Annotated in this window: 25 protein-coding genes; 22 read left to right on the plus strand and 3 right to left on the minus strand. The window is 39.4% G+C overall.

The features are described from left to right. A partial coding sequence (locus AB5123_RS11520; RefSeq protein WP_368364843.1) for an IS66 family transposase occupies positions 1-790 on the plus strand: 790 nt, incomplete at its 5' end. Then, positions 762-1,301 carry a transposase gene (locus AB5123_RS11525; RefSeq protein ID WP_368364844.1) on the plus strand — a complete coding sequence of 180 codons (540 nt, stop codon included), beginning with the start codon at positions 762-764 and terminating at the stop codon, positions 1,299-1,301. The genes AB5123_RS11520 and AB5123_RS11525, both read left to right, overlap by 29 nt. A 370-nt stretch (positions 1,302-1,671) precedes the next feature. On the opposite strand, the gene AB5123_RS11530 is transcribed toward AB5123_RS11525, so the two are convergent. The 3 genes from AB5123_RS11530 to AB5123_RS11540 form a co-directional block, all read right to left on the minus strand. Continuing rightward, positions 1,672-2,268 (minus strand): hypothetical protein, encoded by a 597-nt coding sequence (locus AB5123_RS11530; RefSeq protein ID WP_302836302.1) that lies wholly within the window; start codon positions 2,266-2,268, stop codon positions 1,672-1,674. Beyond that, on the minus strand, positions 2,265-3,275 hold the full coding sequence (locus tag AB5123_RS11535) for a 1-acyl-sn-glycerol-3-phosphate acyltransferase (protein ID WP_368364846.1): 1,011 nt from the start codon (positions 3,273-3,275) through the stop codon (positions 2,265-2,267). Before AB5123_RS11535 ends, AB5123_RS11530 begins: the two co-directional genes overlap by 4 nt. A 102-nt stretch (positions 3,276-3,377) precedes the next feature. After that, positions 3,378-4,817, minus strand: coding sequence for an AMP-binding protein (locus tag AB5123_RS11540; RefSeq protein WP_368364847.1), 1,440 nt, complete (start codon positions 4,815-4,817; stop codon positions 3,378-3,380). A gap of 599 nt (positions 4,818-5,416) precedes the next feature. Between AB5123_RS11540 and AB5123_RS11545 the strand changes: the two genes are divergently transcribed. The 20 genes from AB5123_RS11545 to AB5123_RS11640 all read left to right on the plus strand — a co-directional run bounded on the left by AB5123_RS11545 (position 5,417) and on the right by AB5123_RS11640 (position 23,995). Then, complete coding sequence (locus tag AB5123_RS11545; protein ID WP_368364848.1) at positions 5,417-7,180, plus strand: class I adenylate-forming enzyme family protein; 1,764 nt, start codon at positions 5,417-5,419, stop codon at positions 7,178-7,180. Between the two features lie 207 nt (positions 7,181-7,387). Beyond that, complete coding sequence (locus tag AB5123_RS11550) at positions 7,388-7,726, plus strand: helix-turn-helix domain-containing protein (RefSeq protein WP_256320457.1); 339 nt, start codon at positions 7,388-7,390, stop codon at positions 7,724-7,726. A 1,172-nt stretch (positions 7,727-8,898) separates the two neighbouring features. Further along, the gene (locus tag AB5123_RS11555; protein ID WP_265291078.1) at positions 8,899-9,933 is read left to right on the plus strand and encodes a helicase RepA family protein; all 1,035 of its coding nucleotides are present in this window, start codon (positions 8,899-8,901) and stop codon (positions 9,931-9,933) included. 1,306 nt (positions 9,934-11,239) lie between these two features. Further along, on the plus strand, positions 11,240-11,635 hold the full coding sequence (locus tag AB5123_RS11560; protein WP_265291077.1) for a hypothetical protein: 396 nt from the start codon (positions 11,240-11,242) through the stop codon (positions 11,633-11,635). A 402-nt stretch (positions 11,636-12,037) separates the two neighbouring features. Then, entirely contained in the window at positions 12,038-13,651 is a 1,614-nt protein-coding gene (locus AB5123_RS11565; RefSeq protein WP_288163404.1) for a recombinase family protein, read from the plus strand. 92 nt (positions 13,652-13,743) lie between these two features. Beyond that, a complete protein-coding gene (locus tag AB5123_RS11570) occupies positions 13,744-14,073 on the plus strand; it encodes a hypothetical protein (protein WP_337811964.1) in 330 nt (109 codons plus the stop codon). A gap of 102 nt (positions 14,074-14,175) precedes the next feature. Further along, positions 14,176-15,966, plus strand: coding sequence for a VirD4-like conjugal transfer protein, CD1115 family (locus AB5123_RS11575; protein ID WP_368364850.1), 1,791 nt, complete (start codon positions 14,176-14,178; stop codon positions 15,964-15,966). A gap of 39 nt (positions 15,967-16,005) precedes the next feature. Beyond that, on the plus strand, positions 16,006-16,278 hold the full coding sequence (locus AB5123_RS11580; protein ID WP_242998313.1) for a helix-turn-helix domain-containing protein: 273 nt from the start codon (positions 16,006-16,008) through the stop codon (positions 16,276-16,278). Next, entirely contained in the window at positions 16,271-17,197 is a 927-nt protein-coding gene (locus tag AB5123_RS11585) for a conjugal transfer protein TrbL family protein (RefSeq protein ID WP_368364851.1), read from the plus strand. Before AB5123_RS11580 ends, AB5123_RS11585 begins: the two co-directional genes overlap by 8 nt. Positions 17,198-17,271: 74 nt before the next feature. After that, positions 17,272-17,526 (plus strand): hypothetical protein, encoded by a 255-nt coding sequence (locus AB5123_RS11590; protein ID WP_368364852.1) that lies wholly within the window; start codon positions 17,272-17,274, stop codon positions 17,524-17,526. A gap of 30 nt (positions 17,527-17,556) precedes the next feature. After that, on the plus strand, positions 17,557-17,970 hold the full coding sequence (locus AB5123_RS11595) for a hypothetical protein (RefSeq protein WP_368364853.1): 414 nt from the start codon (positions 17,557-17,559) through the stop codon (positions 17,968-17,970). 92 nt (positions 17,971-18,062) lie between these two features. Next, positions 18,063-18,749 (plus strand): helix-turn-helix domain-containing protein, encoded by a 687-nt coding sequence (locus AB5123_RS11600; RefSeq protein WP_302839835.1) that lies wholly within the window; start codon positions 18,063-18,065, stop codon positions 18,747-18,749. Continuing rightward, positions 18,746-19,564: an IS3 family transposase gene (locus AB5123_RS11605; RefSeq protein WP_302839836.1), complete on the plus strand. Its 819-nt coding sequence runs from the start codon at positions 18,746-18,748 to the stop codon at positions 19,562-19,564. Before AB5123_RS11600 ends, AB5123_RS11605 begins: the two co-directional genes overlap by 4 nt. A gap of 248 nt (positions 19,565-19,812) precedes the next feature. Next, positions 19,813-20,079, plus strand: coding sequence for a hypothetical protein (locus tag AB5123_RS11610; protein ID WP_138337406.1), 267 nt, complete (start codon positions 19,813-19,815; stop codon positions 20,077-20,079). Continuing rightward, positions 20,080-20,661 carry a hypothetical protein gene (locus AB5123_RS11615; protein WP_138337403.1) on the plus strand — a complete coding sequence of 194 codons (582 nt, stop codon included), beginning with the start codon at positions 20,080-20,082 and terminating at the stop codon, positions 20,659-20,661. It begins immediately after the preceding gene. Then, positions 20,651-22,504: a VirB4 family type IV secretion system protein gene (locus AB5123_RS11620; protein ID WP_368364854.1), complete on the plus strand. Its 1,854-nt coding sequence runs from the start codon at positions 20,651-20,653 to the stop codon at positions 22,502-22,504. Before AB5123_RS11615 ends, AB5123_RS11620 begins: the two co-directional genes overlap by 11 nt. Positions 22,505-22,560: 56 nt before the next feature. Then, positions 22,561-22,755, plus strand: coding sequence for a hypothetical protein (locus tag AB5123_RS11625; RefSeq protein ID WP_117878561.1), 195 nt, complete (start codon positions 22,561-22,563; stop codon positions 22,753-22,755). Continuing rightward, a complete protein-coding gene (locus AB5123_RS11630; RefSeq protein ID WP_337812308.1) occupies positions 22,755-22,973 on the plus strand; it encodes a hypothetical protein in 219 nt (72 codons plus the stop codon). The genes AB5123_RS11625 and AB5123_RS11630 overlap by 1 nt, the downstream gene beginning before the upstream one ends. Before the next feature lie 69 nt (positions 22,974-23,042). Beyond that, positions 23,043-23,738: a hypothetical protein gene (locus tag AB5123_RS11635; protein ID WP_368364855.1), complete on the plus strand. Its 696-nt coding sequence runs from the start codon at positions 23,043-23,045 to the stop codon at positions 23,736-23,738. Between the two features lie 20 nt (positions 23,739-23,758). After that, positions 23,759-23,995: a DUF6103 family protein gene (locus AB5123_RS11640; protein ID WP_267301949.1), complete on the plus strand. Its 237-nt coding sequence runs from the start codon at positions 23,759-23,761 to the stop codon at positions 23,993-23,995. Positions 23,996-24,219: the final 224 nt, after the last annotated feature.

Genomic DNA, 24,219 nt, shown 5'->3' on the forward strand with positions numbered 1-24,219 from the left:
AAAAAGTGCAAAGACAAAACGTGATGAGATCATAAAGAACATCGAGACCGAGGTCATCACCTGCACTATCCCCGAAATTGAGCAGATATGCCTTCGCTGCGGAAGTAAGATGAAGGTCGTTGGCAAAAAATATGTCCGTGAAGAGGTAGAGCTTATCCCAGCGAAGCTGGTTGTAAAGAAATATTACAGTCTGACCTACGGCTGCAAAAAGTGCGAGAAAAAGAATATGCCTGTATTTTTGCACGGATTTGTGCCGGCACCTGTTTTGCCACATTCGCTTGCGTCTGCGTCAACTGCTGCATGGGTGATCTATCAGAAATATGTTAATGTCACTCCTCTGTACCGTCAGGAAAAGGACTGGGAACGTCTTGGATATGTACTCAGCAGAACGACCATGGCAAACTGGGTTATCCGCTGCAGTGAAGATTATTTCTCAAAGCTGGTAAGCAGATTGAAAGAAGAAATGCTTAAGCAAAAAATTCTTCACTGCGATGAAACATACGTCAAGGTCCTCAAGGAAAGAAACGTTTCCTCCGAAAGCAAGCAATATATGTGGGTGTACCGCACCGGCAAGCATTCGGACAGGCAGATCGTGATCTATGACTACAACAAGTCAAGGTCGGGAGGTGTGCCGAAAGCGTTTCTCGGAGATTACGACGGTTATCTCCACACAGACGGTTATTCGGGTTACAACAAGCTTAATAAAGTCACTCATTGCAATTGCCTTGCTCATGTTCGCCGCAAGTTCCACGAAGCGATTATTGTGGACAGCAGAAGACAGCATAGCTAAGACGGCAAGAGACTTTTGTGACAAGCTTTTTGCGATAGAGTCCGAGCTTGATAAGCTGACAACAGAAGAACGTTTTAAAGAGCGTCTGACACAGGAAAAACCCGTGTTTGAGGCTTTCTGGTCATGGGCTGAAAAAGTCGCACCTACAGTTCTTCCGAAAACGCAGCTCGGAAAGGCTTTTGAGTATGCATTCAAGCGCAGAGAGTATCTCGGGAATTATTTCAAAAACGGCGACTGTGCTATTTCAAACAACGCAGCGGAAAATGCGATCAGGCCGTTTACTGTAGGCAGAAAGAACTGGCTGTTCAGTGATACTCCGAACGGAGCAAAAGCCAGCGCTGATATATACAGCATCGTTGAGACAGCAAAAGCGAACAGGCTTGATGTGTTCAAATACTTTGAATTGTTGCTGACAGTTCTTCCGAGCATGGAGTTTCTGACCAATCCGGATATCATTGAGGAACTGCTGCCGTGGAATATATCTGTGCAGAAAATCTGTAAAGCAACATGAGTAATCCTCGAACCGCAGCTTGGGGATCTTTTATTTAGGGGCGGTATGTTATTAGGCGGGAACAATCAAGATACGCATTGTATCAAAATCGGTGTCCTGCTATGAAAGTAAAGACCTATTATAATACAAATGCACACCTGTAAAAGCCGTTCGTTATGTTTTTAGCTATCGTTAGTAGGATAAAATATCACAGTTATTATCATTGTATTTATGAGTCTTTAAAAAGCCCTGCAAAATCCTCCAGATTATATGTTTATTTGATAGAACCATGATTAAAAGTCTCAATTATTAGGCTCTGCAATGATGTTCTTCTTGCCATAAAAAATGAGTCAACTGTGTTATTTGTATTCTACCACAGTTGACTGAATTTTTACAGACTATGGATTGCGGAATAAATTTCATCCCAGTTGTTTACTCTAACCATATTTTCACATTCAAAATTTTTATTCCACGCAGCAGTAAAACAAAACACTTTTGAAATATCTTTTATTGCTTCAAGATTTTCTGGTGAATCATCTATCATTACATCGGTTTTTAGTTTTTGGCAAATATCATATTTATCTACGGAACTTTCCTTTTCAGAACAATAATATATTTCGTCATAATATATCTTGTTCTTTTTAAGCCAATATGTCAACATTTTTCTAAAAAGTTTTCCTGTTATACCTTGTTCAGTAGTGTGTGCCCTTCCGGTAATAATAACTATTTTGTTTTCCTCTTCGTGAAGCTTTAGCAATACTTCTGATGCATTTTTGAAAGCTGGTTCTGTTAAGCAGTATCCCCATATGTACTTTTGCCAAAATATTTCTCTTTCTTTATGTGTACAGTCATATATCTGTTCTATATCAAATTTATCAGGATTAACAATATCTTTATTGTATTTTTTCTTAAAATATGGCTTACTATATTTTAATTGATAACTTCCAATATCAACAAGTACTCCGTCACAATCTACACCTATTATCATAAAACTTTCTCCTTTATATTATGCATATCAATTATTTCCTGCCTTATCTGATTTGTTATATTAAAAACAGATTTATCTGATGGGTCTATCAGACTTCCAATTTTTATTTTTATAGTATATTTTTTTAAATGTTTCCAATCGAAAAGACGAGGATACTTTATCCACCTCGGAAAAGTTTCAAAACCACCTTCTATTTCAATTGGTAAGATTTTTGTATTCGTATCAAGTGCAAGTTGTGCTGCACCATTTTTAAATGGAAGCATTGTTCCATCTCTAGATCTAGCACCTTCTGGGAAAATTATCATCACTCTACCAGAACCTAGGCATCTTTTTGCGTTATTCATAGCAGGAATTGTATTACCTTCACGATCAACAGGTATTCCACCTAACGCATCAAAAAGCTTTTTGGATATTTTCCCATTCATAGTATGTTTGGCAGCCATACAACATACTTCTTTTAAACTAATTTGTTCACCTAAAGCTGCCAAAATCCACAATGGATCAAAATAGCTTTCGTGATTAGAGCATATAATGTAATTGCCTTTACTAGGCACATTCTCTATTCCAGTTATCTCAATTCTATAAATAAATTTCACAAATCTAATCCACGATTGTAATCTTCTTTCCAATTTTTTATCTTTAGGAACTGGATAAATACTATTATTTGAATATTTGTTATCATCATTCTTCTTATTTTGTCCTGATATTAACTTGGCTAGTTCTGTTATTGTTAAATCTTGACTTATAAAATTTTCTGCACAGATTTTAAATTTATTGTCTATATCAACACATAGTTCAAACATACTTAAAGAGTCAATACCTAAATCAGAACTTATTTTTTTATCTTTTGTAATATTGCAATCGGTATATTTTGACAAAGCATGGCAAAGCCAATTTTCTATACTTTCAATATTATTTACATTGTCTTCTAAAACAGAGCCTATACTTCCTGAGTTTGTTTCTTTGTCTACCAATGTACTCAATTTATATCGTTTAACTTTTCCCACTGACGTTTTTGGCAACTCGTCAACATAAATGATTTTTTTATACCTATAATTAGCATTGACAGTTTGTTTGACCTGTTGGAATATTTCATCAAATTGTCCCGACTATCCAACAGCAAAGACATAAACTTCGTCATATCCATCATCTGATTTTATACCTGTTACTGCAAATTCAATTTCTTGACCTACTGTTTCTTTGTAACTATTTTCAATATCTTCAGGCGATACTTTTTCTCCATTAGATAGATGAATGCTTTCCTTAATTCGTCCTGTAATATAAAGTTCTTCATTTTCTATTCTGCCGTAATCACCAGTTTTGAAATATTCGCCATCAAATGCACTTTGCGTTAATTCTGGCGAATGAAAATACTCCAACATCAGCATATTGCTTTTTACTTGGATCTCACCAACTCCATTATTATCTGGATTGGATATTCTCACACTAGAATTTGGATCTTCGTTAATATTTCCAATACTTTTCATGTATTTAATTCCGTCGGTAACAACTATCGGTATGTTGGCTTCTGTTGATGCATAAAAGTCAAAAAAGTCGTATCCTAAATTCCAGAAAAAACGTGATGTATCAGGATTAGTCTTTCCACCGCCAGAATATATTTGTTGAAGCCGTCCGCCAAATACTTGTTTATTGATGCTATGAAAAAATTTTCTTCCCAAATTAATTCCTGTATAATAGCGAAGCGTACCGCAACATTTAATCATACCGTTAATAATTTTCGCACGCAATACACCTTTTTGCTTTATTGAATCTTCAATTTTGCCCTTGTATGTATCCCATATTTTAGGAACCATTCCAAAACAATTAGGCTTATAAATTTGAAAACCATTCATTAGTTGAATTGCTGATGATTCTTCTAATACCGCTAAAGAACCGCCTCTCATAAGAACAACAAGAAAGCTGGTAAGACCAGAGATATGAGATGTTGGAAACAACATTAGATAATTTACATTATTACTACCAATAACCTTGTATAAACGATTAAATGCATTTATTTCCTGTTCATAACCTATTACAACACCTTTGGCTTGACTAGTAGTACCTGAAGAATATAATATTGCTATCGCATCATAATTAGGATCTTTAGTATGCTCTAATACCCACTTTTTTAGAAAGTGACACTCGTCAGAACTTTCTAAAATAGGCAGATCAATTTCTTGCAATTTTTCAGTAAAAATATCTTCTGTTGTAATTATACAAGCTGGATCTGAGTCATCAATTATTCTAAAAAGTTCTGATTTATGCAAATTAAAATCTAAAATAACCGCCGTTGCTCCTATACACGCTAATGCCAGAATGTCCAAATATACATTATCACTCAATGGTATTAACACAACTACACGATCTCCATTATTAATTCCGATATCTGTATATTTTTCGATGATATTTTCGACTCTATCTTTCATTTGTTCATAAGAACATTCAACTAAAGTTTGATCTTTCTTTATATACGTTATTGCAGTTTTCTTTTTTTGTGTTTTACAGATCTCATAAAATTGATTTCTAAACAATTTATTCCCATCAGGCATTTATTACACTTCCCTAATCATATATAATTTTTCAATATCAAAAAAATCTAATATTATCTCAATTGGTTTATTTTTAAATTAAACAATGCATAAAAACAGTCAATTAGACCATTTAATGCACATTTTAAATGTTTGTTGAAAAGAAATAATTTTTTCCGTATAAAAATCTCTGTACATGATTATATTATATCATAAATAAAATGAGATTGTCAAGAAAATGTAATTAAAACTCATATAATGACATAAAAGTGCAATATACACATATACCAAATACAAACATAATTTAGTAAGCACGTAATTCTTTTTGCCAAATTAACACCGTACACCTTGTAAAACAAAGAAAAAAGTGGTATAATAAAGGTGTTAACATTAAGAAAACACCATTTGACTGTATTTTCATAAATACAAATCTAAACAAAAGAATCTCTTGAATATATTTCGCCTGAAAGCAATCTTTTCAAACATATTTTCTAATTGCAAATTTGGTTTGTAATCAATTGAAAAACTCTCTTTTATTCTGAACATTCCATAAGCAGGAGTTTTTTTGCTAGAACTTGTAAACGTATAAATTAATCTCATATGAAAGGAAAAAAATAAACATGAATTATGAAAACAATCTAACTGGATTTCCTAGCATTGATAAACCATGGCTTAAATATTTTAGTGAGGAAGAACTTAGCACTCCTGTTCCTGAAAAGACTGTATATGAACTTATTTATGAAAATAACTGTGACCACTTTACGGACACTGCCCTTGAATACTTTAAAAAGAAAATAACATATAAAACAATGTTTGAAAAAATTGAATTAACGAAAGCTGCATTAATCGCTAATCGAGTAAAAAAGAGTGATAACGTTATAATGTTTACTAGTTCTTCACCTGAATTAGTATATTCACTATTTGCCATATGCCGTATTGGTGCAGTTGCGAACATGATAAATCCAATATTTACGCATGAACAAATCATAGATCGAGTAAATGAAACTGATGCTGAAATTATGTTTGTGCTTGACCAACTGTTTGATAGAATACAGCCAATACTTCCTAAATTATGCATAAAGAAAATTGTTATCATTTCAGCTTTTGATGAAATGCCTGCGGTTACTAAAATGGTTGCTTCAGTGAAAGCGAAAAAACACATACCATATTCAGATAAAATAGTACGATGGCGTACTTTTATTTCTGAAGGAAAGAACACTAATAAAACAACTGACGCTATGTATGAAAATGATATGCCGCTTGTTATGGTGAATTCTTCTGGAACAACAAATCGCCCTAAAGGAATTGTTCTTACCAATAAAGGAATTAATTCAACCATAATACATTATGATAGTCCAAACTTTTCATATAAACGAGGTGATAAATTCTTACAAATTATTCCATGCTTTGCATCAACGGGCTTGGTTCTTTCTTTATTAATGCCGCTATATTTTGGCATTATTGTTATACTTGAACCTTTATATAATCAAAAGATATTTGTTAAAGACATAAAACAATATAAACCTAATATGCTAATAGGGGCAACATCCCTTTGGCATTATGCTGCAAGAAACCCTGAATTAAAAAAAATTGACTTATCTTTCATAACACTACCTATAACAGGAGGAGAGTATATATCCGCTGATTCTGAGAAAGAAATAAATGAATTTCTTCAGAATGCAGGCTGCAAGGTAAAACTATTAAAAGGGTATGGGATGTGTGAATTGGGAAGTACAGTTACCACCGATACACCATTACATAGAAAGAATGGCTCAGTAGGTTATCCGATCAGAGGTGTAAATATCTCCACATTTGATATTCTGACAAATAAGAAAATGATGTATGGCGAGCGTGGGGAAATACGTGTGGATTCCCCTGCACGTATGAAAGAATACTACAAAAATCCACAAGCTACAAAAGAATTTTTTTATACAGATGAAAATGGGATTATGTGGGGACGAACAGGTGATATCGGTTACGTCGACGAAGATGGATTTCTATTTGTTTTGGGCAGAGCAAGCGACACATTTACTTCCAAATCAGGAGAGAAAATATATTGTTTTGACATTGAAGCTGCAATAAGAGAAAATAAGAATGTTGCGGATTGTGAGGTTGTAGGTATTCCATCAAACGGTCACGATATTCCTGTTGCTCACATAATAGTAAGGGATAAATGTAAATTATCTGAAGACGAGCTTATCGCAACAATTCACAGTAATTGTCAGCAAAAATTGTCTATGCAAGCTGTTCCTTGTGGATACAAAATTCGCAAAAATTTTCCTGTTAAAGATAGTGGTAAACGTGATATAGAGCTGATAAAACAGGATAGAACTGATTTCATTGTTCCAACATGTAATGGCATTCTTCATGGGATCTCATTTTAAATAATAACTTAAAAACGTCTCTCCACCGATAGTTGTAAATTTACCATGTAACCCTGTAATGCCTCATCGAAATCTGTGATGAACCGTCCTTTAATTATAAAATAATCGAAACTCAAAGATGCCAAAGGTTGAAATGCTCCCCTTTTGTTAGACAATGTGGTATAATAGAAATATACCAATAAAAATCTAACAAAAGGGGGCATTTTTATGCCAAAAGGACAGCCGAACAAAAGATACACACCGGAATTCAAAATCAAAGTAGTGGAAACAATGCACAGAGAAAAGTTAAGCTATCGTGAAACTGCACGTCAATTTGACATATGCGATCATGATAGAGTAGCAGCATGGGAACGAATCTATCTTGAAGAAGGAGCGGAGGGACTTTACGCAGAACGCAGAGGAAGGAAATCCACAGGTCGACCTCCGAAAATTAAGAAAGAAGATCTGATTGCAGAAGTACAGCGTCTTCGTGCGGAGAATGTATACTTAAAAAAATTGAATGCCTTGGTTGCCGAGCGGGTACTTTTGATCTGTCTGATTCGGTGAAAATAAGTTGGAGTTCAGATGATTGCTTTGAGCTAATTTATAAACCTACATTGTCACATTCATACAGTTGGAAATATAATTTTAAGGACAGTGAAGTAACATATCTTAGTTCAGATGAGTTTGAGGTTTCGGACTGATTATTCTTCATTATGATCGTCAGAGTGATAGTACTGACAATAAAAATTCTATGGTCAATCAGCTTGCTTCAAAAGCTTAAAAACTCTTAAAAATCTTTGCTTTGTGAGGCGTGACGGTAGAAATCAAAGACGAGTTTCAATGTCAAAATTTCAGAGTTACTGTCAACGAAAGGTGCTCTCGAAAGTACACAGCGTAACGGAGATATTTGTCCCTAACTCGCAGTAGAGTAAACATACCATCCTCTGAGGAAAAGGGCGACACACGCCGATTGTTGTGGTGTACGAGGGGATTACCCCGCTCCTGTTTTAAAGAAGCAAGCTGTGACAAATTATTTAGCCTAGTAAATCTTCACGGCAAGAGATATCATTTTTTGAACATAATAAAATCATTCTCTCGAACCACTGTCGGAAAACACGGCAGTGGTTTTTCTGTGTCGGATCATAGATGTTTACCACCTTACTTTTTACGGTAGGTCGTGATTCACGTCCTACCGCATCGTGTTGTGATAATGCAAAAAACAAAAGTCATCACTGCTCTGTCTATTAGACAATCATACAAAATCTTAAAGAAACTCTGCCAAAAAGGTTGTTAAAACCTCAACTTCTAACCCTATACAAGTGAGAGCAAACTCTACAAATAATCCGTTACGACTTTGTTCAACCCTACAAACTTTATGAATTCATATAGATAAAGGGGTATCAAAACAGCGACTTCTACCCATATACAAGCGGAAGAGCAGTGGTAGTCAAAATAACCGAAATCATATGAGCTAACTTGTGCAAACCTACAAACTTTTTTCAGAAGTTGCCCAAACACTTTGTTTAGTCGGCTACAGTATGAGGAAAAGGAATCTTGACAATTGAATCCCACGAAGGAGAGATACCAAGCGGCGAAGTACAGCGAAGATCGTGCAGGAGGAGCAGAAACGTACCAGGCTTGGAAATACGTCCTTAAGTCTAACAAGGCTTTCTGACAGGAATTGTACTGTTGTGGGAAAGAAGTAAAAAGAAAAAAAGAAGAGGAGGCTTGATAACTTGAAGAAATTCAACTCAAAGTCCTGCGAAGAAATCATGACAACTGTGTACAAGCCTATCGAGTTTGTTGTAGATGGCTTGCTTGCGCAAGGTCTGTACATCTTAGCAGGTGCACCAAAAGTGGGAAAGTCATGGCTGGCACTTGATATGTGCTTGTCGATAGCGAAAGGAGAAAAAGTTTTAGGTCAGGAAACGGCTCAAGGAACTGCGCTCTATCTGTGTTTGGAAGACAGCTATGTACGAATCCAAAATCGTCTCTATGAAATTACAGATGAGCCGACAGAGCGATTGCATTTTGTAATCATGTCAGAATCAATAGGCAGCGGACTTGAAGAGCAGATCAAGAATTTCAAGAAAGAGCATAGCGATTTAAAAGTTGTGTTCATTGACACTCTGCAAATGATTCGTGAGTCAACCGATAACGGTTATGGCTCGGACTACAAAGAGTTATCTGTTCTAAAAAATCTTGCGGACAAGCTTGAAATTGCAATCGTAGTTGTTCATCACACAAGAAAGTGTTCGGACAGCGATCCGTTCAATATGATTTCGGGCTCGACAGGAATCAGCGGATGCGTTGACGAAAGCATGGTTATTGTAGAAACAAAGCGTGGCAGTCGAAATGCAAAGCTATACTGCGTAGGTCGTGATATTGAAAACGCAGAAATAAGCTTGCAGTTTGATAGCGATTTGAAAAAGTGGATAGTCACAGATGAGCCAACTGTTTCGAAAAGCAAAGACAATATTTTTCTCGCCGCATTGTATGTTTACATTCAGAAAAAGATTGATTTCACAGGAACGGCTTCAGAATTGGTAACCGCACTGAAAAGTATTTCAAATGAAACATTCTATCCGAACAGAGTTACAAGAGATTTGGTTCAGAACGGTTACACGCTCAGACAGTATGGAATTGATTTTCTGTACAAGCGGACACGAAACGGCAGACTGATTATTCTTCATTACGACCGTGAGCGTGACAGTAGTGACAGTAAAACCTCGGGCGAAGTTACTGTCAACAGTTTGGCTTTAAAAGTCTGAAAACCATTGAAAATCCTTGCTTTGCGAGGTGTGACGGTAGAAATCAAGTGGTAGTTTTACTGTCAACATTTCAGAGTTACTGTCAACGCAAAACTCTTCATAAACGAGCCAACTACCACCCTGATTCACTGGGAAAAGGTTTCTATAGGGATACCTAACCAATATGCAAACTCTCTAAATCGTCCGCCCCGAATTTGTATAATCATACAAACTTTTAAAAAATTGCTGTCAAAATGGTTGTAAAACCTCAACTTCTTACCCTATACAAGTGAGAGCAAACTCTACAAAAAATTTGTTACGACTTTGTTCAAGCCTACAAACTTTATGAATTAAGGGTTGTCAAAACGGCGACTCCTTTTCGTATACAAGTGAGAGGGAACTCTATAAATAATCCATTCAGATTTTGTGCAAGTCTACAAAATTTTTTCACACACGCATAAAAAGCATCTTTTCATCGGCTACAGTATGAAGGCAAAAAAATCTTGACAACAAAATCCCACGTAGGAGAGATACCAAGCGGCGAAGTACAGCGAAGATCGTTCAGGAGGAGCAGAAGCGTAACCAAGCTTGGAATACGTCCTTAAGTCAGACAAGATTTTCTGACAGGAACTGTACTGTTGTGGGGCAAACAAAAATAATAATTGCGATACCCTCCGTGTCACAGTGCTATGCCTTTAAGGATTAATACTAACTAATATTATTAATAGCAGAAGAAAGAATGATATGTAGTTATCAAAGATTGATTGGTGATGAATGACGAATAGAATCGGCGGATTGATTCGCTGATTGACAATCCGCCTTTTCTCTTCTGCGAATAAGAATGGAGATGTTCAATAATCAAAAAAAGTGTAATTAATTTTAACCGCAACACAACGGCGATATTTGCCCTCCCAACTCGCAGTAGGGTAAACATACCACCGTAGACGGTATAAGCCACACACGCCGATTGTAAGCGGTGTACGAAGGGATAAATGAGCAATTCTGAAATCAGTTAAAAAGCACATCGGGAACTTGATATGTTGGTTATGCACAAATTCCCGATTCGCCGCATGACGAAGAAAGTGAAATATTTCATTGCAGGTTAAAGTCATGGCGTCTGAAGCCGCCATGACGCTCACAGCGGACAGCAAAGCTGACCGCAAATGTGCCGTAAATACGCAGTCTTCACACAGGTCTTGTGCATATTTTAGGCGGTCGCCTCATGGAGTCAAAATACGGCTTTCAGCGGAAATCAGGGGTCTAAAGGTCAGAAAAGTGCGTGAAATCGGCATAATTAACGGCGTCGTGATAAGAAAGAAGTAGAATTATGGCAAAAGAAAAAACGGCTGTATATTTTCAGCCGGAAACTATGAGAAAGATCGAGCAGGAGTACAAGGACGACAATTGTGCTTCAAAAACAGAGTTCATTGAAAAAGCCGTCACGTTTTACATCGGCTATCTTCGTCAGCAGCAGGAGGTAAACTACCTATCCCCTATGATAACAGAAACGGTCAAGGCGCAGATAAAAGGTACGGAACAGCGGCTTGCCCGTCTGATGTTTAAGGTCGCAGTCGAGCTTGGAAAGCTCTCGCATATGACTGCGGCTATCAATGATGTTGACGATGAAACTCTAGAAAGTTTACACGCTATGTGCGTAAACGAAGTACGGAAGATCAATGGAATTATCGATTACGAGAACGCTGTTGATTTTCAGCAAGGCTAAGATGGTGCGTAACGAATACGAACCGCAAAATTTAAATATGAAAGGACTGAACTGATTTGTTTACACGAATAACAACAATCAAGACAACGAAGTGGAGAGTGATTTATGCAGAATATTCACAAAGAAATAGAGGAGAAACCAGATTCAAATCAGTACCGACGCCGACATGATTACTCGCACATCGAAACTGTGATTGATGGAGTAACTTACAAAATCTTATCCGTTAGTCCCAGAGCAGATGAAGGATACAAGCCACAAAAAGTGTCGGAACTGTTCGCTTATCTTATTAACGGCAGATAAAATTATCAAAAAATTTTCTGGACTTTCAAGCCGGATAGTGATATATTGTAGCTGTATCCTATTCGGTTTGAAAATTTACAGACTATGAAAGGATGGATAAATATGTCTGATTCGAATCGAAAAATTACTGCGTTATACTGCCGTTTATCACAGGAGGATATGAGGGACGGTGAGTCGGTCTCTATTGAAAATCAGAAACTCATCCTGCAAAAATATGCGAATGACCATGGTTTCTTAAACTGTAAATTCTATGTTGACGACGGATATTCCGGAGCAAGTTTTAATCGTCCGGCATTCAAGGAAATGATGATTGAAGTGGAAAGCGGAAATGTTTCTGCGGTGATTGTAAAAGACCAGTCGAGACTTGGCAGAGAATATTTGCAGACGGGTATGCTTATGGAAGTTACCTTTCCGCAGTATGACGTCCGTTTTATCGCCGTAAACGACGGTGTAGACAGCGCCGACGGTACAAACGATTATGCGGGAATACGCAATTATTTCAACGATCTTTTTGCAAGGGATACAAGTAAAAAGATCAGAGCGGTTCAGCGTGCAAAGGGCGAGCGCGGTGAGCGTGTTGGATCGGTAATAGCATATGGATACATGAAGAATCCCGACGATCCTAAGCAGCTGATCCCAGATCCCGAAACAGCGCCGATAGTGAAAGGAATTTTTGAAATGTATGCAGACGGAATCGGAATAATGAAGATATGTGATAAATTGTGTGCACAGAAAGTTATGTCGCCAAGCGTTTACGCATTCAGAAAAACAGGACGCAGGACGGGAAGATTGAATCCGGATAAACCGTATCATTGGGATCAGAAGTCCGTTCGACTGATGCTTTCAAACAGAGTCTACTGCGGCGATACCGTGAATTTTAAAACCTATACCAAGTCCAACAAGCTGAAAAAACGTATTAAAAACGATGAGGAAAACGTTCTGATTTTTGAAAACACCCATGAACCTATCGTTGACAGAAAAACCTTTGATTTAGTACAAAAGCATTTTGACGGAAGAAAACGTCCCGATAGACAAGGAGAAATGGATAAATATGCAGGATACCTTTACTGCGGCGACTGCGGTAAGCGGTTGTATCTTCAGAGGGCAAAGACAAAGGCTGTTGAAAAAAACAGCTTCATATGCGGAGGCTACCAAAAGCGTACAACCGACTGCACCTGTCATCATATCAGAGAACAAGTTTTAGATCAAATCGTACTTGAAAATCTCAAAGCCGCCACAGCCTTCGCCCGAGATAATCCTGAGAAGTTTTACGCAATGGCAGCTAAGAACGGCGAGGTCGAGGCAAGGAGATTGTGTATAAATGCCGAGCGTGAGAAAGAGCAGATCACTGCAAGAATAAAACAGCTTGACAATATCATTAGCTGTCTGTATGAGGACAGGGTCACAGGGCGTATTACCCCGGAACGTTATGATATTCTTGCAAGCGGTTACGAACAGGAACAATCGCATCTTCGTCTTGAACTCGAATCTATATCGCACAAAATATCTGAAATGGATCTACGTGAGCAGTACATTCAGAAGTTTATAGCAAAAGCTAAGGAATACATTGAAATGCCTAAGCTTACTCCTGAACTGCTGAGAGTGTTTATACGCAGGATAGAGGTTTATGAAAAAACGGAAAAGTATTCAAGAACCTGCGGCAATACGATTGTGATCCATTACACATTTGAGACTGAAAGCCTTAAGCACATATAATACGAAACCCGTAAGGTATTGAGCTTACGGGTGATACATAAAATTTAATTCTTCGTTAAGGATAGTCCGAGCTTGCAGGCTCGGCGTTTTTCATGCCCAAAAGTGAGCGGATTAACAGCGAATGTAAAGCGTTTGAAAGGCTCCAGAGCAAGCTCAAGGGTAGCTACAAGCCCTATACAGACAAGGGCAGAAAGGCACAGAAACAAAGGAATTTGCAGGAGTGTGTTCAGACAGTGCTAAAGGACTTGCGACAGAACGCTCGTACCCGTGAGCAGTCAATAAATACGGCGAAACTGCTGTATCAGCTTGCGGATAGCGCTGTCAGGTTATCTATTGAAGAAACTTTGTCTGAACCCGTGGCAGAACATATCGAATCTGAGGACATCGTTTGCGAACCTGAACCTTGTATGGAATTTGGTTGATGCGATACCCTCTGCCTCACGGTGCAATACCTTGAAGATAACAAACTAACTTTTCTTTTAAATACAGAAGAAAGCATATTTTTATGGATAGGAGGTGAAATTTTGAGTGAAAAACAAATGATTTTAATAGGTTTGCTTGTCATAGCTTTCATTGCATTTTTGGTGATCGTAAATTTACTTGACAATAGATCTCTTAACGGAATAAAAGCTAAGAAAGTCGGCAATGGACAGCACGGAACTGCGAGGTGGGCGACAAAAGCTGAGATAAAGCGTACTTTTATCCCTCTGCAATTCGAGCCAGAGATGTGGAGAAAAGGTCAGAACCTGCCGACTGTTCAAGGTACGGTGGTAGGCTGTCGGACACACGGCAAAAAAACTGTGGCTATTGTAGATGACGGTGATGTTCACACGCTTATGATAGGCGCTGCGGGTGTGGGCAAGACCGCATACTTCTTGTACCCTAACATCGAACTTGCCTGTGCAAGCGGAATGTCGTTTATCAGTACTGATACAAAGGGAGATGTGGCGCGAAATTATGGTACTATCGCAAGCAAGTATTACGGCTACAATGTTTCTGTTCTCGACCTTAGAAATCCCACACGTTCAGACGAGAACAATATACTGCATCTTGTTAATAAATACATGGATTTGTATTTGGAAGATAAGAGCAACCTTTCGGCGAAAGCAAAAGCTGAGAAATACGCTAAAATCACAGCAAAAACAATAATCAATATCGGCGGAGGCGACAGTTCAAACTACGGGCAGAACGCTTTTTTCTACGATGCGGCTGAGGGTCTGCTTGCCTCGGTTATCCTGCTTTTAGCAGAGTTCGGCGATAAAAACGAACGTCATATCGTATCTGTGTTTAAGCTGATACAGGACTTGCTTGCAAAGTATCAGCCGAATCCCAAAGCAAAACCGAAGATGTATTTTTCAAAACTTATGGACAAGCTTCCCTCGGAGCATAAAGCGAAATGGCTTGCGGGAGCGGCTCTTAATTCTTCCGACCAGTCCATGCTGTCGGTAATGTCCACTGCCCTTTCAAGGCTCAACAGCTTTCTTGACACAGAAATGGAGCAAATGCTCTGTTTCGGAACTGCTGTGGACGCAGAGAAATTCTGCAATGAGAAGTCTGCGATTTTTATAGTTCTGCCCGAAGAAGATACAAGCAAATATTTCATGGTAAGTCTGCTGATTCAGCAGTTATACCGTGAGATTCTGGTCATAGCCGATGAGCATGGCGGAGCACTTCCGAACCGTGTAATGTTCTACATGGACGAGTTCGGCACGTTTCCGAAAATCGACGGAGCAGAGGCGATGTTCTCGGCAGGTCGTTCAAGAAAAATATCCATAGTTGCGATAATCCAGTCCTTTGCACAGCTTGAACAGAACTACGGCAAACAGGGCATGGAAATCATAACGGACAATACTCAGCTCACGGTTTTCGGAGGGTTTGCCCCAAATTCTCAGTCTGCGGAGGTTCTGTCGAAAGCTCTCGGAGAACAAACGGTATTAAGCGGTTCGGTTTCGCAGGGCAGAGATAAAAGTCAGTCCTTGCAGATGATAGGCAGACCATTGATGACGGTTGATGAACTGAAAAGTATGCCAAAGGGACAGTTTATTGTCATGAAAACAGGTGCTCACCCGATGATTTCAAAACTAAAGCTGTTCTTCAAATGGGGTATTAAATTTGAAGGCGAGTACCGTCTGCCGGATAAAACCGCAAGATACGTTTCCTACAAGGAGTGTGGAGAACTTATCCGTGATGTTGAGATTAAATATCCGCAGAAGAAAAAAGTGACTTCTACAGCGGAATTTGAAATTGTCGATGACGAAGACTTTGAAGATGAACCGCCAAAAAAGAAAACTAATGTAAAAACGAACAGGAGTTGATGCATATTGATATTACCGAGAAGAATTTACGATTTAGGCTTGTCGCACAAAGCGGTATCGGTGTACTGCTATCTGTGCGGACGGGCAGACAAAAACGGAGAATGCTACCCCTCAGTGGGTCGAATTGCAGAGGATCTAAGCCTGTCAACTTGCACGGTGTTTCGGGCATTTAACGAATTAGAAAAGCGTGATTTATTAGAGCGGTTTCCACGTTATCATCCACAAGGCGGTCGGAGAAGTTCGCTGTATCGAATAAAGGGTGAGATAACTAAAACAAATCGTTCCAAGAAACGAGGTGGCAGCGTTGTTTGATTGGATAAGTGACGCCATAGACTGGATAGGCGACGGAATATCGTCGCTTTGGGATAGCACGGTAGGGTCAGCTGTGGACGCAATTACCGACGAGATATGGGACATCATGTTCAATTGGTTGTTCAATCTCATTTACGGAGCGGTAGCCGACCTTTTTGAATTCATAAACGAAAGCACAAGCGATATATTTTCGTTGTCATGGGTGCAGTCGTTCATTGCATTGTTTCACAGTCTTGCATGGATGTTATTTGCCTGCGGAATGATAGTTGCGGTGTTCGATACGGCAATTGCATACGAATCTGGGCAGGCAAACATCAAAAACACCTGCATAAACGTTCTGAAAGGGTTTATGGCGGCGAGTCTGGTGACAGTTGTTCCTCAGCGTCTGTACTCGCTTTGCGTTGCTCTTCAAGGGACTTTCTCTTACGAGCTGTTAGGCGGTTTCATAGGGGCAACTTCATCAACTGTTGCAGGCACGGGACTTTCGGTCATAGTCGCTCTTGCCTCTGATGTATCGCTGTTCAGCCTGTTTTTCATAATTCTGTTCGGCTACTGCACGGTAAAAGTTGTGTTTGCAAACATCAAGCGAGGCGGAATAATGCTCTGTCAGATAGCTGTGGGAAGTCTGTATCTGTTCGGAGTTCCCAGAGGGTACACCGACGGATTTTACAGCTGGTGCAAGCAGGTCATAGCCACTTGCCTTACTGCATTTTTGCAGACCACAATACTGTATCTCGGACTTTTGACTTATACTCAGCACGCACTGCTTGCGGTGGGGATATGTCTGTCGGCGAATGAAGTTCCGAGGATTGCTCAGATGTTTGGGCTTGATACAAGTGTAAGAGTTAATATGATGAGTGTGAGTCATACTGTTTCTATGGGGGCTAAGGCTGTTGGCTTGATTAAGGCAAAAACATAATCTTGCATTCAGAACTGCAAATTGACAGAAATGTGGATTTATGATATAATGATATTGTAGTGAGGTGAAAGATTATGGATAAAACAATAATTTATCAAGGACAGATTAGTGGATTTCCATTGTTTAAATTTCAGACCGCAGATATAATTGAAAAAATACAAAAAGGTTCATTTTATATGAATAGCTTAAAGGTATATAGAGATCGATATCAAACTAGTGGAGATGAAGAAATCGGAGATCCTTTTGAGGGAAAAATTTATGTTAATAACGCTCAATTGATTATCCCGGAAAAGAGTATAATTGAACCATGTAATAATCAAGTTTTTTAAACTCCAAATGAAGATGATTTTGTATTTTGTATGTTTGGGATCAATCCGCAAATTCATAAATCATTTTGTTTTAATGAAGATCAAAAGAAAAAATGGTTAGAAATTTATGATACAGCGTTAATTATTAAGGATCAACAAGAGTTTTTTAATCGAATAAAAAATAAAGCTTTAGAAATGAATATTGATATTATAGGTGACTTTGTGAATTATTACGATGATTCAATAAACGATGTAACCCCATTTATATGTAGCTTATTAAAAGGCATACGAAATTCAGTATTTCATAAAAGGAAAAAATACGCATACCAACAAGAATATCGATTTACTATGGTTAATAATAAAAAATCAGATAACTTTGAAATGAATATAGGAGACATTAGTGATATATCAACTATACTTCCTTTGGATAAATTTTTAAATGTAGAAATCTATCCTCACGAGTAATTATTGTAAATACAGTCAAGCCTTGATATAATCCCCTTAGAGTAGACACACGAAAAAACAAAAATCGTGAAAAAACTCTAAGGGGGTATTTTATGTCAAGAAGAGGAATATTGAGTGATGAGGAAAGAATTGAAGCGGTACAGGAATATCTTGAAGGGAAAGGCAGCTATCGCTCAATTGCAAGAAAATATGGAATCAATTACGAACGATTTCGACAACTTGCTATCCGTGCGAAAACAGAAGGTATAGAAGCGGTCAAAACGAGGAGTACAAACAAAAAATATCAAGTGGAAACAAAAATAAAAGCTGTGAGAGAATACATGGAAGGTAAATATAGCCTTGTAGAGATATGTTCAAGGTACCAAATTAGCGGTCACAGTGTTCTCATCCAATGGATAAAGTGGTATAATAGTGGTAGAGACTTTAAGGAGCGCACACGCTCGGAAAGAGGAATTACCATGAACAAAGAAAGAAAAACCACACAGGAAGAACGAGCAGAGATCGTAGCATTCTGTATTGAAAACGGCAAGGACTATAGACTTGCGATGGAGAAATATAGTGTATCCTATCAACAGATCTATTCCTGGGTACGAAAGTATGAAGCAACGGGCATAGAAGGTCTCACCGACCGCAGAGGCAAAGCAAAGCCGGAAGATAAGCTTACAGAAGCGGACAGGCTGCGAATGGAAAACAAGATATTACAAGCCAAGCTGAAAGATATGGAAATGGAGAATAAGCTGCTAAAAAAACTCAGGGAACTGCAAGGAGGTGGTCACTGAGCGGAGTACGGAACGAGGACAAGTATCTTGCAATCAAATACATGAATGAGGCGGAGCATTACCCGATTCAAAAGCTCTGTGCTGCTGTTCACATCGCACACTCTGCATATTACAAATGGCTGAAAAGAACGCCGAGTTTAAGCCAGAAAGTCAATGAGCAGCTGGCAGAATGGATCAAACAGCACTATGAGGAACGAAACGGGATCTTAGGATATCGTCAGATGACGGTCGTGATAAACCGTGAACATGATGTACATTTCAACAAGAAGCGTATTCACAGAATAATGCAGATCCTTCATCTGAGATCAGTGACTCGTATCAAGAAGAATACATATATTCCGTCAACACCTCAGATCACAGCAGAGAATGTTTTGAATCGAGATTTTCACGCAGATAAGCCAAACGAGAAGTGGCTGACTGATGTAACGGAGTTCAAATATTACATTGGCATGAATGTTAAAAAGCTGTATCTTAGTGCGATCCTCGACCTTTATGACAAGCGTATCGTGGCTTACAAGATCGGCAGCAGCAACAACAATGATCTTGTGTTTTCTACATTTGATGAAGCAGTTCATCTGAATCCTGACGCGCATCCCATCTTTCACTGCGACAGAGGATTTCAATACACCAACAAGATGTTTCATCAAAAAATTGTTGATGCCGGAATGATACAGAGTATGTCACGTGTCGGAAGATGCATTGATAATGGTCCAATGGAAGGCTGGTGGGGAATCCTCAAATCCGAGATGTACTATCTCCGCAAGTTTACAGATAAGGATGAACTGAGCTCGGCGATAGAAGAATACATCAGATAATACAATACAAAGCGTTACCAGATCAAGCTGAATTGTATGACACCGATGGAATACCATGAAGCGTATGCTGCTTGATCGAACGTCGGGTGCTTGCCAATTGCTAACAACAAAGCAGCCTGCACAAATTGCACAGACTGCTTTTAGTCATTACATGGAATATTTTTGTTTTTTGCGCTGTCTACTTGACAGGGGGCGGGTCACCTAAAAACTTGGCTGTATTTTTATACCCAAAAGGAGGTTTGATAAAATTGAAAACCTACATCTACCCCGAAAACCTGAGAGCAAACGTAAAGCTGTGGTTCTGGAGCGTTCGGGATTTTATCATAATCTGCGGCGGAATAATTCTGTCGGTTGTGATTCTGGTGAACTTCTGGAACGTCCTGCCCTTTGCTGCGACCGCCTGCTTTGCGTTTCTCTCTCTTCGGGTCGACGAAACTGCAATTATAGACTATATTTTTAACGCTGTGAAGTTTTTTCTGACTTCGCAGCAATTGTATTTATGGAGGAAAAGTTAAATGAAGAAAAGCAAAAACAGCGTTCAGGGTCTTATCGGTCTTGAACGCTTTACTAAATACGGCGTAAAAACCGATAAGGCTGAGATAGCATTTTTCAGCGTAGAGCCGACTAATATTTCCGTGCTGTCAGCAGCTAATATCGACGTCAAAATACATCATCTTATGATGCTGTTAAGCACTATACCCGACCTTGAGATACTTGCTCTTGACTCCTGTGAATGTTTTGACTCAAACAAAATGTATGTGAAAAAGCGTTTGCAGACGGAGCAGAACGAGGCGGTCAGAAAACTGCTGCAAGCTGACTATGATTTTCTCGACGAGATTCAACTTGAAATGTCCTCTGCAAGACAGTTTGTGTTCGCTTTAAGGTTCAAACGTGAAAAGGACGAACAGATCTTTAACACCATCAACCGAGTGGATAAAGCGATTTCCGAACACGGATTTGCAGCTCGGCGAATGAGCAAATCTGATATCAAGCGTATGCTTGCACTGTATTTCGGAACGAGTATTTCAGGCGATGAGATACCCGATATCGAGGGAGAAACCGAATTTGATTTGGAGGCGAAAACAAATGAGAACTAAAAAGCAGAAGAAAAAAGAACTGTCTGATGAGCAGCTTGAGATAGTGGAAGCAAAGGACTTTTTCGACCGCACCATGCCGGGCGTGATCCGCTTTTACACCGACCACTACATCTGCGGAAACTTCTACAAGTCCTGCTGGGCGGTGACGGAGTATCCGCCAAGTACGGAAGAAACGGCTATACTTGCTCACCTTGCGGACAGGAACGGTGTAACGCTCCGTATCTACAACCGACTTGTTACAAACATGGAGCAAAGGAAGATCGTTCAGCAGGCAATGCGTAAGAACCATATGATGACCACCACAAATGACGTCAACGAAAGCATCAAGGCTCAGAACAACATCGACGATGTGGTAGAACTGCTGTCGGAGCTTAGAAGGAACAAAGAGCCGCTCCTGCATACAGCCGTGTTTATCGAGCTAAAAGCAAGTACTGAGGATAAGCTGAAAGAACTGCAGGCTGATATTCAAATGGAACTGACACGTTCCAAAATATCCGTTGACCGTTTGCTTTTACGTCAGAAAGAAGGATTCTTGTCTGTTCATCCTGCGGGCAATAACGTATTCGCAAGTCAGTTTGAAAGAGTGCTGCCTGCAAGCTCGGTGGCTGATCTTTATCCGCTGAACTATTCAGGTAAAACTGACGAAAAAGGCATATATATCGGCCGAGACAAGTTTGGAACTAACATTCTTGTTGACTTTGACAAGCGAACTGAGGACAAAACCAACTCGAACATTTTGATACTTGGCAACAGCGGTCAGGGCAAGTCTTATCTTATGAAACTGCTGTTGTGCAATCAGCGTGAATCAGGCAAATCTATACTGTGCTTAGACCCTGAACACGAATATGAGGATCTGTGCAATAACCTTGGCGACACATATATTGATATGATGTCGGGCGAGTTTATGATAAATCCGCTTGAACCTAAAGCGTGGTCAGAAAGTTCTCGCCCTGAAAATCAAGAAAAGGAAACCGGTGACAGCCCTGAAACATTCCGAAAAGTAACCCGTTTAAGTCAGCACATCAGCTATCTAAAAGACTTTTTCAGAGCATACAAAGACTTCACAGACGCAGAGATCGACACAATAGAGATAATGCTTATGAAACTGTATGCACGCTTCGGCATTGACGATCTTACAGATCTCGATAAGCTGGAAAGCTGTGACTATCCTGTAATGTCAGACCTGTATGAGTTAGTTGAAAAAGAATTTATGGCGTTTGATAATGCTAAGAAACACCTCTACACCGAAGAAATACTGCAGAATATCTGTTTGGGATTGCACTCAATGTGCAAAGGTGCAGAATCGAAATATTTCAACGGCAGAACAAATATCAAGGACGGAGAGTTTATCTGTTTCGGCGTAAAAGGTCTTATGGACACCAACAAGCGGCTGAAAGATACTCTGCTGTTCAACATCTTGTCATATATGTCAGATCAGCTTTTAGGCAAGGGAAATACTGTTGCGGCAGTTGATGAGCTGTATTTATTCCTCACTAATATGACGGCGATAGAATATATTCGTAACGGAATGAAACGTGTTCGAAAAAAGGAATCGTCTTTCATATTAGCTTCGCAAAATATCGAGGACTTTCTGCTGCCTGAGATAAAGGAATTCACAAAGCCGCTGTTTTCTATTCCTGCACATCATTTTCTGTTCAATCCGGGAAATATCTCGCCGACGGCATTTATTGACACCTTACAGTTGGAAGAATCAGAGTACAGTCTTATCAAGTATCCCGAACGAGGTACTTGCCTTTACAGGTGCGGTAATGAGAGGTATCTGCTGCAGGTCATTGCTCCTGCTTACAAGGCGGCGCTGTTTGGTTCGGCTGGCGGTAGATAAAACTGTTCGCAACAGGTGTAAAATTTGAGTTTGACTACAATAGGAGGTCGATAAAATTGCAGAAGAAAAAATACGGCATATGGAAAACACGTTATGCTGAGAACAGCAGAAATATTTTTGAGGACTGGGTTCGTCATAACGGCGAGCCCATTTTGTTTGCAACGGAGCGTGGTGCACTTGAATATATGCACGGCATAGAAATGAAAACGCAGGGTGCATTTACTGAATTTGAAGTTAGTGAGGTGATCTGATGTCGTCAGCAGTTGCGGTGGCTGTGAAAAAGATAGCCGTATATATTCTCGGAGATGAACACAAGCGTGGCAAGCTGTTCGTGGCAGTCGGTAGTATCATCGCCGGATTTCTGGGTCTTATGTTCCTGCCTATTGCTGTTATCTCAAGTATTGGAAGTATGAATATTGAACAGCCCGACGTAGACAAAAGTCTGTTTACGGAGTCGGCTTTGTTTTAAAGTCTGGACAGCGAACAGCAGGCGGAGATAACAAATATTCAAAATCAAGGACAGGCAATAGAGTACGCTATGGCAAATGCAGGGGTGAGAGATCAGACGATCAAGGCTCAGCTGATATATATGTCATACTTTGATGAAGTGCAGAATTTTAATGCTGAGTCATATGCTGATCTGTTTGTCGTTGCTCCAAATGACAGTGATTTAATTGCGGCGATAAACTCAACTTACGGTTTGGATATTGACTATGATGAGTTTGTTCGCACATACACTTTTGTGATGAACAGCACCATAAATGCGTTTATGTTTACTGATACAGGCACGAAAAATTGTGCTGATCTTGCGGCTTGGGCTGATAATGCTTACATCTCAGGCTGGGGATATATGAACGGTTTTATTGGTGAAAGGAATGAAACTGACAGAATACGTTATGCGGATAATGCAGGGCTTGTGCTGGGATATCTGAACTACAGTCCGACCGATAAAATGTTCGGTTGCGATTACGATACGCTTGTTTACACGGAGCAAGGAAGTCTTGATACCATGCCGGAGACCGCAGGAATAGGACTGTTCGATGGCAGTAAGCACGGAATATATGTTGGAAACGGCAAGGTGATCTACAGTTCGGAAAGCCTTGGATATGTCACTAAAGAAAATGTTTCAAACGGCAGCTGGACAAGCTGGTGTACCTATGATGGAGTGACTTATCCTCAGGAGGTGACTGACGCTATTCAAAGTGTGAATGAGGACAGCTCATCAGAAAATTAATTTTATTGGAGTGTGATAGGTTGAAAAAATCAGTTACGGTAAATGTAAACGAGAAAAAGCTCTCGGCGATAGAAATGTATCTGGAGCAGAAGAACACAACTCTTGCGGCTGAGCTTGAAAAGTATGTGGATCAGCTTTACGGCAAGGTCGTTCCGCAGAATGTGAGAGATTTTATTGATATGATGTCTGCGAAAAAGCCTGCGAGAAAGCCGAAGAATCTTGCTCCTGATGAATCGGAAAAGCAGTCCGAGCAGTAATTCGACGCAGTTCGCGCCGTGTCGCCTTGTGTGGCGAGGTTCGGAGGTCGGTGTGATAACTTTACCCTAACAACGGTCGGAGCGAATTTTGGGCATTTTGTCGAGCGTTAAGAACAAGTCTTATCGCAGAGTTTGAGAATGGTAGGGATCAGATGATTTCGGGTGGGTTTGAGGGGCATTTAATATATTGCTGGTTAAAGTTTTGGCGTCAAAGCCGCCAAAAC

The organism is Ruminococcus sp. RTP21204st1_B2_RTP21204_210225 (assembly GCF_040914135.1).
Taxonomy (GTDB): Bacteria; Bacillota; Clostridia; order Oscillospirales; family Ruminococcaceae; genus Hominimerdicola; species Hominimerdicola aceti.